Consider the following 12,840-nt stretch of genomic DNA (forward strand, 5'->3'; position numbering starts at 1 on the left):
GACGTCATTCCTTTCCAATCGGTGTTGCGATCAAAAGGCCGATCGCCACCAGTTTCAAAGCGCAGGGCACTCCTGCGTAGAGCAAAGTCAAAGTCGTCAGCGCCACATCGCTGTTCTCGGCGCCCGAGACAAAGCCGCTGGCCTCGAGGATGGGCAGCAACGCGATGGCCGCAAAGGCGAGCGTGAGCTTGGAGACGAAGCCCCAAAGCGCGAACCCCTCGGACCCTTCGGGCGCGACGGTTTCCATGCGCCGCGCGAACACGGCGGGCAACAGCGTCAGATCCGCACCGACCGCAGCCCCCGAGGCCAGGCAGATGATCGCGAACCAGACCGTGTCGCCACTGCCCAGCATCATGGCAAAGCTGAAGGCGATGATCGCCAGCACCATCGCCGCCAAAAGCGCGGGCTTTGCGCCCACACGTTCGGCCAAAGCTCCCCACAAAGGGGCAGCCGCAGCGGCGGCCACGAAGAACAGCAGCAACAGCGGTCCTTCCCAGCCCGGCGCATCCAGACGGCTTTCCACGAAGAACAGGAACAGCGTCGAACTCACGGCAACCGGCGCGGCGTTCACCAAGGCGATCAGCAGCAGCCGACGCGAGATCTGGTCCTTGAGGACAATACCGAACCCCGCCGAAGGCTCGGTCGTCGCGCCGCGCCATTCGTTGTGCATCGCGATCCCGGCGATCAGGCAGGCCAGCGCAAAGACGGCGGCATAGGCCACGAATTCGGGCCACGCGAGGGCCAGAAAGACCGATGGCATCACCGACGCCACGCACACCCCCAGCAACGCGCCGGTTTCGCGCCAGCGGGCCACCGTGAGATAGCCCGTGTCGCCGCCCAGCGTCCTGGCCTTCTTCACCCCGCGCGCATAAAAGTTGATGGTCAGAAAGCTGAACGCCGAAAAGACCAGCGTCAGCATCACCGCGAACCACAGGATCGGGTTGGTCGGCGGTGTGACCGCGAACAGGCCCAGCATCGCGGCGCCCATGATCGCCAGCGTCACACCGACCGCGACGCCCTGAAAGCGGCGCACGGCGACGGCCAGCTTCCCCAGCAGCGGGTCCTGCACGACGTCGAGCAGCCGCAGCCCGAAAAGAACCGACCCCAGCGCGGCAAGGCTGACGCCATATTCATCGACATAAAACTTGGGCGCATGGATATAGATTGGCAAACCCGCTGCCGCGAGGACCGCCGCGAAAATGGCGTATCCACCAAGGTTCTGCCGATCAGCGCTCATTACTGGCTGACTTCTTCCAAGGGCGGTTCCGGCCGCGTGCGATAACGCGAGCCTTTCCACCAAAGTTTCAGCGCCTGCCAATGGATCAGCGCCAGAACCCGGCGCGACCCGAACGGACGGCGCAGCAGCGACCGCAGGATCGACGCGTTGCTGATGGGTTTGCGCGGTCCGGTCAGAGTGGCAATCAGCCCGCCTTCGGCCTGCGAATAGTCGATCCAGATCCCGATCCTGTCGGGGCGGATGTCAAAGCGGAACTCGTATCCGCCTTCGACCGGCTGAAACGGCGAGACATAGAAAATCTTGGTCGCCTGCACCCGGTCCGACGCGCTGATTGCCGAATTGTCCGGCTTGCGACACAGGTAGGAATGGCGGTCACCAAAGGTGTTCGACACCTCTGCGATCACCGCAACAAGCTTGTCCTTTTCGTCGTGCGCCAGCCAGAACGATACCGGGTTGAACACATGCCCAAGGAATCGCGGTTGCGCCAGAAGCAGAAGCGGACCGACCGCCCGAACCTGATGCGCGTCCAGAACCTCGCGGGCCCAGACAGCCCCACGGCCCTGACCCGGCGCTCCACCGTGGTCGCTGTCGAGCAGGCTTGCCACGTTGCCCTTGTTGCGGGAAAACAGCCACGGCGTCTTCGGCTTGGCCTCGGCATCCACCATCACGTAGTCGATGGAGTACCGAAAGGCGTTTCCCGTATTGCCCTTGCGACCGTGATAGGTGTGGCCGACGATATGATCGACAGCCTTCATTCAGCCGCCACCGCAACCGCGTTGCGCGCCCGGATGGCGTCCACCACATCAACCGCGCTGCCAAGGCCGTCCTCATGAAAGCCGTTCTTCATCCAGGCACCGCAGAACCATGTCCGGTTCGTGCCATTCATGTCCCGCACAGTGTCCTGCGCAGCCAGCGCATCGAGGTCATATACGGGGTGGCGCAGCGTACATTCATCATAGATCAGGTCTTCGCGGATCGGGCGGGTCGTGTTGAGCGTCACGAAATGCGGATCGCTTTCCGGGATCGGCTGAAGGCTGTTCATCCAATAAGTCAGATCAATGGTGTTGAGGTCTTTCGCAGCGCTTTCGGTATAGTTCCACGACGACCAGCAGATCCGCTTTTTCGGCATGATGCTGGCATCGGCGTGCAGAACGATCCGGTTGGGTTGATAGGTGATCGCACCCAGCGCGCGCTTTTCAAGCGGGCTCGCATCCGACAGCAGGCGCAGCGTGTCGTCGGAATGGGTCGCAAAGACCACCTCGTCATAGGTTTCCCATTCGCCACCTTTGGCCTTGATGTCGACGCTCGTGACATCACGGCGCACCGCGTCGATCGGCGCACCAAGGCGCAGGGTCACGCCGCGCGCCTTCATCGACGCCTCCAGGCGACGCACATATTCGATCGAGCCCCCCTGCACGGTATACCACTGATGCTGGCCCGAATGGGAAAGCAGCGCGTGGTTCTCCATGAACTGGACCAGCGCATGCGCCGGGAAATCCATCACCCGTTCCGTCGGCGTCGACCAGATCGCGCCGGTCAGCGGAAGGAGGTAGTATTCGCGGAACCACTCACCGGTGCCAAGCTGCTCGAGGAACGCCCCAAGGCTGAGGCTACGATCCCGCGTGGCGTCCAGCGCGCGCTTGTTGAAGGTGGTGATGTCCTTCAGCATTCGCAGGAACTTGGGGTTCAGCAGGTTCTTCTTCTGAGCAAAGATCGACCCCAGCGACGCCAGCGCGTATTCGATGCGCCCGCCATCAAGGCTCGCCCCAAAGCTCATGCTGCTTTTCGTCACCGGCACGTCGAGCGATTTGAAAAGGCGCGCAAGATGCGGATAGTTGGCGTAGTTGAACACGATGAACCCGGTATCGACAGGCTGATCGCCATTCTTGCCCGCGACGATGGTGCGCGCGTGCCCCCCCAGTCTGGGCTCGGCTTCATACAAGGTCACATGGTGGTCTTCGGACAGCATATGCGCTGCCCCCATCCCTGAAATCCCTGCGCCAATCACGGCAATTTTCTTGGGGGCGCTGGCACGGGCTTCAAACGGCATAGGGGTCTCTTTCGATGATTGTCTAGTTTTGTTTACGGTCTACCTGCCCCAGCGGATGAAAAGAAAACGAAAATAATCTTTGATCCGAACCTGTGCCCGAGCCGTAACCATTACATGTTCACGACAAACATGCTTACGTCGCAGTACCAGTTCTCTCCCGTTGCTAATGGGATAAAAATACGCGACTCCAGCATGGCAGCCGCGGACGGAACCGAGACTTTGACTAAAGGAACAACAAACACCGTCGTACCCTTCGTGGACGACCTTGTCGCAGTTCGCGATACGCGGGATGAAGCGGCATTCATACGGGTGTTCGGGCATTTCGGACCGCGTGTGAAGTCATTCCTGATGCGAACCGGCATGGATTCTGCGCTTGCCGAGGAATGCGCGCAAGAAGTGCTCGTGACGGTGTGGAACAAGGCGCATCTGTATGATGCGACGCGGGCAAGTCCATCGACATGGATTTTCACCATTGCCCGGAACAAGAAAATCGACGTGCTGCGCAAACAGCGTCGCCCCGAACCCGAGGAGCTGCCTTGGGGACCGGAAGCAGAACCTGATCAGGCCGATGTGGTCGGATTGCAACAGGAGAGCGAGCAACTGGGTCGTGCTTTGCGCGATCTGCCCGAGAAACAAAGAGAATTGATCGAAAAGGCCTATTATGGAGAACTGTCTCACAGCGAAATCGCTGATCAGACGGGTCTGCCGCTGGGCACGATCAAATCCCGTATTAGATTGGCGCTGGAGCGACTGCGCCATTCGATGAAGTGACACTGACATGACCGTAAAACATCATCTTACAGACGACCTTCTGATGGCCTACTCGGCAGGTGACCTGCCCGAGGCCGTCAACCTGATCGTCGCGACCCATATCTCGCTCTGCGATGAATGTCGGGCGGCGCTTGGAAGTTACGATGCCATCGGTGGTGCGGTGCTCGACACCTGCGACAGTTCCGACATGTCGAAGACCAGCCTGAACGCGGTGCTTGACATGATCCACGCGCAGAACACGCAGACGCATACCAAGCCCGAAACCGACGCGGCAAAGGATGATGTCCTGCCCGCGCCCCTGCGCGATTACGTAGGCGGTGGGCTTGAAAGCGTTCGTTGGCGGTCCGCCGGTATGGGCGTGAAACAGGCGATCCTGCCGACATCGCGCGACGCGACGGCGCGTCTGCTCTACATCCCCGCAGGCATTGCAATCCCGGATCACGGCCATCAGGGGCTTGAACTGACGCTGGTGCTCAAGGGCGCGTTCCAGGACGACGGCGGGTATTTCGGACGCGGCGATATCGAAGTCGCAACCGAGGATCTCAACCACACTCCGGTGGCCGATATCTCCGAAGATTGCATCTGCCTTGCGGTCACCGACGCACCGCTGAAGTTCAAGGGCTTGGTGCCGCGCATCGCGCAGCCGTTCCTTGGAATATAAAAGCAAACCGACACTGCGATGATTAAGGGGGCCAATCGGCCCCCTTTTTTCGCTTACGCCTTTTTCTTCTTCGGCGGCATCAGATCTGTGATCGTGCCTTCGAACATCTCGGCGGCAAAGTTCACCGTTTCCGACAGGGTCGGGTGCGGGTGGATCGTGTGACCAAGGTCCACCGCATCCGCGCCCATCTCGATGGCCAGCACCACTTCCGAGATCAGATCGCCCGCATTGGTGCCGACGATACAGGCCCCGATCACGCGGTCATCCTCGGGATCAAAGAGCAGCTTTGTGATCCCCTCGTTCCGCCCGTTCGCCAAGGACCGCCCAGACGCCGCCCAAGGGAACACGCCCTTTTCGTACTTGATCCCCTGCGCCTTGGCTTGCGTCTCGGTCACACCGCACCACGCCACTTCGGGATCGGTATAGGCGACCGACGGGATCAACTGCGCATCAAAGAAACGATTGTGACCCGCACAAACCTCTGCCGCGACCTTGCCTTCATGCACCGCCTTGTGCGCCAGCATCGGCTGGCCAACCACGTCACCGATGGCAAAGATATGCGACACACCGGTGCGCTGCTGCTTGTCCACGGCGATGAAACCGCGCTCATCCACCGCAACCCCGGCCTTTTCCGCGTCGATCAGCTTGCCATTCGGCTTGCGCCCCACGGCCACCAACACCTTGTCGAACGTATCATCAAAGGTCTCGCCCTTGTCGTTCTCGAACGTGACCTTGATGCCCTTTTTCAAAGCCTCGACATTCGTGACCTTCGTCTTGAGCCAGATGTTCTCGTACCGGCCTTCAATCCGCTTGTGCAGCGGTTTCACGATGTCCTTGTCGGCCCCCGGCATCAGCTGGTCCATGAATTCGACGACCGAGATCTTGGACCCCAGCGCATCATAGACGCAGGCCATTTCCAGACCGATGATCCCGCCCCCAAGGACCAGCATCCGCTTGGGAATGTCCTTGAGTTCCAGCGCACCCGTGCTGTCGATCACCCGCTCGTCATCCTGCGGGATGAAGGGCAGGTTCACGGGCTCGGACCCGGCGGCGATGATGCATTGATCAAAGCTGACATTGGTCTTGCCGTCGTCGCCGACCACTTCGATCATGTTCGGGCCGGTAAACGTCCCGTAGCCCTGCACGACCTGAACCTTGCGCCCTTTGGCCAGACCGCTCAGCCCCCCGGTCAACTGCCCGACAACACCGTTCTTGAAGTCGCGCAATTCATCGAGGTCGATCTTCGGCTTGCCGAAACTGATCCCGTGCGATGCCATCTCCTCGGCCTCGGTGATCACCTTGGCCACATGCAGCAGCGCCTTGGACGGGATACAGCCCACGTTGAGGCAGACACCGCCCAGAGACGGATACTTTTCGATCAGGACAACTTTCTTGCCCAGATCCGCCGCGCGGAACGCTGCCGTGTAACCGCCGGGGCCGGAGCCCAGAACGACCACTTCGGCATGTACATCACCCTTGCCTGACGCGGTGCCCGTCGCTTCGACCTTTTGCGGTGCGTCGGACTGCGGCGGCGACCCACGGCCACCATAGCCGCCCTTGACCTCGCCTCCCTGACCGACTGCGTCTTTCGCTGTCGTGTCTTCGGCATCCGCGCCTTCGAACACCATGATCACGTCACCCTGAGAGACAGTATCGCCTTCCTTGACCTTGATCTCGGTAATCTTGCCTGCGGCCGGCGATGGAACTTCCATCGTCGCCTTGTCGGATTCCAGTTCGAGCAGCGGGTCTTCTTCGCTGACCGTGTCGCCCACGCTGACCAGAATGGTGACAACGGGCACGTCTTTGAAATCCCCGATATCGGGTACCTTGATATCCATCAGATCGCCTCCCTTACCACATCAACTTGCGCATATCGCCAAGCAGGTTCTTGAGCGTCACGCAGAAGCGCGCGGCCAAGGCCCCATCGACGGCACGGTGATCGTAAGACAACGACAGCGGCTGCATCAGGCGCGGCACGAATTCTGATCCATTCCAGACCGGTGCCATCTTGGACCGCGTCAGCCCAAGAATGGCCACCTCGGGCGCGTTGACGATCGGGGTAAAGCTGGTGCCCCCGATGCCGCCCAGCGACGAGATCGTGAAAGTCGCGCCCTGCATGTCCTTGGACTTGAGGTTGCCCTCGCGCGCGGCTTTCGACAGGTCCATCAATTCCTTGGAAATGTCGACCAGACCCTTGCGATCCGCGTCCTTGATCACCGGAACCATCAAACCGTTCGGCGTGTCCGCTGCAAAGCCGATATTGTAGAAATCCTTCTTGATCAGCTTGTCACCGTCGGGATGGATCGAGCTGTTGAACTCCCAATGTTCCTTGAGAGCCGAGACCGACGCCTTGATCACAAAGGACAGAAGCGTCACGCGATAGCCGTTGTCCTTGGCCATCGTGTCCATTTCCTTGCGGTAATTGTCCAGATCGGTGATGTCCGCCTCGTCATTATGCGTGACATGCGGAATGTTGAGCCATGACCGGTGCAGCGCAGGCCCGGAGATCTTCTTGATCCGGGACATCTCCACTTCTTCGATGGGCCCGAACTTGGAGAAATCCACGGCCGGGATCGGCGGAATGCCCATGCCACCTTGCACAGCGCCACCACCGGCAGACGCAGGCGCAACCTGTGACTTGAGCGCCTTTTCAACGTCCTCGCGCAGGATACGGCCCTTGCGGCCCGACCCGTTGACGTTGTTCAGATCCACCTCGACCCTGCGCGCATAAGCCCGCACGGATGGCGACGCATGAACCTTGCCGAACCCGGCATCGGTCTTGGCAGGGGCCGACGCAGGCGCAGAGGCCGGAGCGCTTTGCTTGGGCTCTTCCTTGGCGTCGTCCTTCTTCTCGGCTTTGGGCTCTTCCTTGGCTGCACCCTTGGAATCATCGGCTTCAACGATCAGGATGACCGATCCTTCGGACACCCTGTCGCCTTCGCTGACCCTGATCTCTTTCACGACGCCGGCAGTCGATGAGGGAACCTCCATCGTCGCCTTGTCGGATTCCAACTCAACAATCGGGTCTTCCACCGCAATCGTGTCGCCCACGCTGACCAGAACGGTCACGACCGGCACGTCGTTGAAATCACCAATATCCGGTACTTTTACTTCGGTTGTCATAATCTTGTTCTCCTCCCGCTCACACCAGACGCGGGTTCGGCTTTTCGCCGTCGATGTCGTATTTGCTCAGGGCTGATTTCAGATCTTTCTCGGTCACCGCACCCTCGCGGTAGAGATCGACCATGGCTGCAGCGGCGATGTGGTTCGCGTCCACCTCGAAGAACCGGCGCAGGTTCACGCGGCTGTCCGACCGGCCATAGCCATCGGTGCCCAGAACCGTGAACCGACCCGGCACAAAGGCCCGGATCTGTTCGGCGAAGTTCTTCATGTAGTCGGTCGCCGCGATGATCGGACCCTTTGCCCCCTCAAGCTGCTGCGTCACATAAGGCACCTTCGGCTCGGCCAGCGGGTTCAGACGGTTGTGCCGCGCGCAGTCCTGACCGTCGCGGGCCAGCTCGTTCAGCGACGTGGCCGACCAGATGTCCGAAGTCACGCCGAAATCCTCCTTGAGCATTTCGGCCGCCTTGAGCGCCTGAACAAGGATCGTTCCCGACCCCATCAGGTTGACGTGCTTCTTGCCGGGTTTCGCTGTCTTGTGCATCCGGTAGAGGCCCTTGATGATGCCCTCTTCCGAGCCCATCGGCATTTCGGGATGGTGGTAGTTCTCGTTCATCAGGGTCAGGTAGAAATACACGTCCTCCTGATCGACAAACATCCGCTGCAAACCGTTCTGCACGATCACCGCGACCTCGTAGCTGAAGGTCGGATCATAGCTGATACAGTTCGGAATGGTGCTTGCCAGGATGTGCGAATGCCCATCCTCGTGCTGCAACCCTTCGCCGTTCAGCGTGGTCCGCCCGGCAGTTCCGCCCAGCATGAAGCCCCGCGCCCGGCTGTCGCCCGCCGCCCAGCACAGATCGCCGATCCGCTGGAAGCCGAACATCGAGTAGTAGATGAAGAACGGGATCATTGGCACGCCATGGTTGGAATACGACGTTGCCGCCGCGATCCAGTCCGCCATTGCACCCGCTTCGTTGATGCCTTCCTGAAGAACCTGACCGTCAAGGCTCTCCTTGTAGAACATCATCTGGTCTTTATCCTCCGGGGTATAGTTCTGCCCCAGCGGATTGTAGATCCCGACCGACCGGAACAGGCCCTCCATCCCGAAGGTGCGGCTTTCGTCCGGCACGATCGGCACGACGTACTTGCCGACCTTCTTGTCCCGCAAAAGCGTGGTCAGGATGCGGACAAACGCCATCGTCGTCGAAATCTCGCGGTCGCCCGTCGATTCAAGTTGACCCTTGAACTGCTCCAGCGCCGGGATTTCCAGCTTGGCCGCATCGCGCCAATGCCGAACCGGGAAAGACCCGCCCAATTCCTTGCGCCGATCCGCGAGGTACGCCTTCTGCGCATTGTTCAGGCTGACAAACGGCACGTCCTTTTCCAGCTCTTGATCCGTCACCGGAATCTGGAAGCGGTCCCGCATCGCCTTGAGCTGGTCGAACTGCATCTTCTTCTGCTGGTGCGTGGTGTTCTGGCCTTCCCCAGCCGTGCCCATGCCATAGCCCTTGACCGTCTTGACCAGCAGACAGGTCGGAGTGCCCTTGGCTTTGCTGGCCCGCAGGAAAGCGTTATACACTTTCTTGGGGTCATGCCCGCCCCGGCGCAGCGCCCAGATCTGATCGTCCGTCCAGTCTTCGACCAGCGCGGCAGTCTCCGGGTACTTGCCAAAGAAATGCTCGCGGATATAGGCGCCATTCTTGGATTTGAATGTCTGATAGTCGCCATCGACGGTTTCATCCATCAACAGGCGCAGCTTGCCCGAGGTGTCGCGCTCCAGCAATTCATCCCAGCCACGCCCCCAAAGCAGCTTGATCACGTCCCAGCCGGCACCGCGGAAATCACCCTCGAGTTCCTGAACGATCTTGCCATTGCCCCGCACCGGGCCGTCAAGACGTTGGAGGTTGCAGTTGACGACAAAGATCAGGTTATCAAGACCTTCGCGCGAGGCAAGGTCGATGGCGCCACGGCTTTCGGGTTCGTCCATCTCGCCATCGCCGAGGAAACACCACACCTTGCGGTCGGCCATGTCGATATGGCCACGATTGTGCATGTATTTCATGAACCGCGCCTGGTAGATCGCCATCAACGGCCCGAGGCCCATCGAAACGGTCGGGAACTGCCAGTAATCCGGCATCAACCACGGGTGGGGATAGGAACTCAGACCGTCGCCCGCCACTTCGGAGCGGAAATTCTCGAGCTGTTCGACACTGATGCGCCCTTCCATGAAGGACCGCGCATAAATGCCGGGGATCACGTGACCCTGAAAGAACACCAGGTCACCGCCATGAATGGCCGATTTCGCCCGCCAGAAATGGTTGAGACCGATATCATAAAGCGCGGCGGACGACGCGAAGGACGCGATATGTCCGCCATATTCGCTGCTGACCTTGTTGCGCTTGACCACGGTCGCCATCGCGTTCCAACGGTTGATGGTGCGGATGCGCCATTCCATTTCCGTGTCGCCCGGGATGTCGACCTCGTCATCCGGCGCAATCGTGTTCTGGTATGGTGTGTTCGCTGAAAACGGCAGCTTTGCGCCAGCGGCGCGCGCCTGTTGAACTGCCTTGTCGAGCAGGAAATGCGCACGATCCGCGCCATCCCGAAGGATCACGTCTTCTATCGCGTCTTGCCATTCCTGGGATTCGACCGGGTCAATATCATTCGGGCTGTCTTTCATAATCCCTCTTCCCTTGGTCTGGCCTGGGGCCATTAGTTTATCGTTAAACAAATTGCTTGGCCGCAACTTCGCCTAACCACGTAACGCGCTCCTAGCATGCCCGGTTCCACCGAGGCAGTAAGGTCACGGCATATCATCCATGCAGCAGGTGCATGGCAATATGGTTTAAAACTAAACAAAAATGCGCGTCGCGCAGACACTATCAAAACATCCCCATATCCCGTCACGATGGCATCCTGACGCTGCGCATGCCAGCAGAAATGCACGGGCCCGCAAGAGCCCGTTTTCACCGTAATGTCAGCTGGAGGTTCGGCCGAACCGCCTAGGCGGCGTGGGCCACGGGCAACGCCAGGGGCGTCTGCGCAAAGGTGCCCTTGGACAGGGTCACCAGCATGTCGGGCGCAAGCGCCGTCCATGTCAATGTTTCGGGGTCAAGCGGTTCGGAGGCCAGAATCCAGCCACCCTCCCGCGTTTCCGCCGCATAGAGGCTGGGCGCATACGCATCGCTGGAGTGGCGGAACGCATGGATCGACTCGCCATCGGACATCAAGCAGGTCAGTCGCACTGCGGCATCACACCCATGCCCGTAGCAGCTATGCGCCTTCAGCAGCGCAACCACCGCACGCACCGCCTCGGCGGGATCATCCTCAAGCCCATGCGCCATCAACAGCAGAAAGATCAATTCGGAATCCGTCGTTCCCCGCCGCGCGAGGTACAGGTCATCCGGCAACAACGCTTCCAGCGTGCGGCGGATACGGTCGATATCCGGCACCTGGCCATTGTGCATGAACGACCAGCGCCGATGCGCGAAGGGATGGCAATTCAGGCGCGTGGTCTCGCCGGTCGTGGATGCCCTGACATGCGCAAGAAACAGCGGCGATCGGATCATCTTGCACAGGCTGAGCAGGTTGCCATCCGACCAGGCCGGCAGGACATCCCGATAAAGCCCAGGACCCGCGCCCTCGTCATACCATGCAAACCCGAATCCATCGCCCTGCACGGCCAGCTTGGCTTCGTTGGCGTGCTGGCTCTGCTCCAGAAGCGAATGCGCCGGGTCAACAACCACATGCGCGATTGGAACCGCCGGTCCGAGATAGGCGGCAAGTCGGCACATCGTCAGTGCCCGGAAGGACTGTGTCGCGCTTCGATCCGCGCGTGCAACTTGCGGATCATCCGGCTGGCCGTGGTTTCGAAAAGCGGGGGAATCACGGCATGGACAAGCGCGGCGCAGGCCGCAAGGAACAGCCGCGCCGAGAACCCAAAAGCAAAGCCCGCATGTTGCAGGTAGGTTTCGTTCACACTGGCGGGATGGTCGATGAACCCGCGCAGAAAGCCCGGCCGCGCGTCCTGTTCCGTGTCTTGAATCGCCATTGCATGCTCCTTGTTTCGATGCCTGACCACAGAATGCCAGACCCGCACAAAGCGTGTTTCCCAAATACGAGGCCTCCAGTCACCGTTCTTGGGAAAAATTCACGGATTCATCCAAGAACGTGAGAAATTATCTCACGCCTGACACCCATCACAGATCAAACGTTGCAAAGACCGGCGCATGGTCGCTGGGCTGTTCCCATCCGCGCGCCGCGCGCAGAACCCGGCTGGAATGCGCGGCGTTCGAAATATCCGGCGTCGCCCACACATGGTCCAGCCGCCGCCCCTTGTCGGCCGCATCCCAATCCGGAGCACGGTAGCTCCACCAGGAATACAGCAGCCCATCGGGGATATCCTGCCGCGTGACATCGACCCAACCGCCCGCATCCTGCGTCTCGCCGAAATGCTCGACCTCGATGGGTGTGTGGCTCACCACCTTGAGCAATTGTTTGTGTGACCAGACATCATCCTCGCGCGGGGCGATGTTCAGATCACCGACAAGAATCGCCTTCTCGGGCCGTTCGCTGTGAAACCAGTCGCGCATCTCTGTCAGGTAATCGAGCTTCTGACCGAATTTCTCGTTCACCGCGCGGTCCGGCACATCGCCCCCTGCTGGTACGTAGAAATTGTGGATCGTGACCCCGTTCTCCAACCGCCCGGCAACATGGCGCGCATGGCCGAGATTGGCGAAATCCTTGTCGCCCAAATCCTCGATCGGCAGCTTCGACAGGATGGCAACGCCGTTATACCCCTTCTGCCCCCGCGCAACCATGTGGCCGTAGCCCAGCGCCTCGAACTGCTCGAGCGGGATCTTGTCGACCGGGCTCTTGCACTCCTGCAGACACAGCACATCCGGCCCTTCCTCGGCCATCAGCTTTGCCACCAACCCTTCGCGCAGGCGGACCGAATTGATGTTCCAGGTGGCAAGGGTAAAGGACATGTCAGCGCTC

At 60.3% G+C, this 12,840-nt stretch carries 11 protein-coding genes; 2 read left to right on the forward strand and 9 right to left on the reverse strand.

Annotated features, from left to right (window positions below):
• Positions 1-4 precede the first annotated feature (4 nt).
• Genes IEV82_RS18660 through IEV82_RS18670 form a run of 3 tightly spaced genes read right to left on the reverse strand, consistent with a single transcriptional unit; the run spans position 5 to position 3,287 of the window.
• The gene (locus IEV82_RS18660) at positions 5-1,237 is read right to left on the reverse strand and encodes an MFS transporter (RefSeq protein WP_188483595.1); all 1,233 of its coding nucleotides are present in this window, start codon (positions 1,235-1,237) and stop codon (positions 5-7) included.
• A complete protein-coding gene (locus IEV82_RS18665; protein WP_188483596.1) occupies positions 1,237-1,992 on the reverse strand; it encodes a DUF1365 domain-containing protein in 756 nt (251 codons plus the stop codon). The genes IEV82_RS18660 and IEV82_RS18665 overlap by 1 nt, the downstream gene beginning before the upstream one ends.
• Positions 1,989-3,287, reverse strand: a complete 1,299-nt coding sequence (locus IEV82_RS18670; RefSeq protein WP_188483597.1) for an NAD(P)/FAD-dependent oxidoreductase — start codon at positions 3,285-3,287, stop codon at positions 1,989-1,991. Before IEV82_RS18670 ends, IEV82_RS18665 begins: the two co-directional genes overlap by 4 nt.
• 192 nt (positions 3,288-3,479) lie before the next feature.
• On the opposite strand from IEV82_RS18670, the gene IEV82_RS18675 reads away from it, so the two are divergent.
• Together IEV82_RS18675 and IEV82_RS18680 are read left to right on the forward strand one after the other, a co-directional pair.
• On the forward strand, positions 3,480-4,058 hold the full coding sequence (locus IEV82_RS18675) for a sigma-70 family RNA polymerase sigma factor (protein WP_188483684.1): 579 nt from the start codon (positions 3,480-3,482) through the stop codon (positions 4,056-4,058).
• A gap of 7 nt (positions 4,059-4,065) precedes the next feature.
• Positions 4,066-4,719, forward strand: a complete 654-nt coding sequence (locus IEV82_RS18680; RefSeq protein ID WP_188483598.1) for a ChrR family anti-sigma-E factor — start codon at positions 4,066-4,068, stop codon at positions 4,717-4,719.
• A 53-nt stretch (positions 4,720-4,772) separates the two neighbouring features.
• On the opposite strand, the gene lpdA is transcribed toward IEV82_RS18680, so the two are convergent.
• The 6 genes from lpdA to IEV82_RS18710 all read right to left on the reverse strand — a co-directional run bounded on the left by lpdA (position 4,773) and on the right by IEV82_RS18710 (position 12,830).
• A complete protein-coding gene (gene lpdA, locus IEV82_RS18685) occupies positions 4,773-6,557 on the reverse strand; it encodes a dihydrolipoyl dehydrogenase (RefSeq protein WP_188483599.1) in 1,785 nt (594 codons plus the stop codon).
• Between the two features lie 13 nt (positions 6,558-6,570).
• On the reverse strand, positions 6,571-7,842 hold the full coding sequence (gene aceF, locus IEV82_RS18690) for a dihydrolipoyllysine-residue acetyltransferase (protein ID WP_188483600.1): 1,272 nt from the start codon (positions 7,840-7,842) through the stop codon (positions 6,571-6,573).
• Between the two features lie 19 nt (positions 7,843-7,861).
• Positions 7,862-10,522, reverse strand: a complete 2,661-nt coding sequence (aceE, locus tag IEV82_RS18695) for a pyruvate dehydrogenase (acetyl-transferring), homodimeric type (protein ID WP_188483601.1) — start codon at positions 10,520-10,522, stop codon at positions 7,862-7,864.
• A 322-nt stretch (positions 10,523-10,844) separates the two neighbouring features.
• Positions 10,845-11,636, reverse strand: a complete 792-nt coding sequence (locus tag IEV82_RS18700) for a class II glutamine amidotransferase (protein ID WP_188483602.1) — start codon at positions 11,634-11,636, stop codon at positions 10,845-10,847.
• 2 nt (positions 11,637-11,638) lie between these two features.
• A complete protein-coding gene (locus IEV82_RS18705; RefSeq protein ID WP_188483603.1) occupies positions 11,639-11,893 on the reverse strand; it encodes a DUF6356 family protein in 255 nt (84 codons plus the stop codon).
• A gap of 148 nt (positions 11,894-12,041) precedes the next feature.
• Positions 12,042-12,830: an exodeoxyribonuclease III gene (locus IEV82_RS18710; RefSeq protein ID WP_188483604.1), complete on the reverse strand. Its 789-nt coding sequence runs from the start codon at positions 12,828-12,830 to the stop codon at positions 12,042-12,044.
• Positions 12,831-12,840: the final 10 nt, after the last annotated feature.

This window comes from Marivita lacus (assembly GCF_014637725.1).
Taxonomy (GTDB): Bacteria; Pseudomonadota; Alphaproteobacteria; order Rhodobacterales; family Rhodobacteraceae; genus Marivita; species Marivita lacus.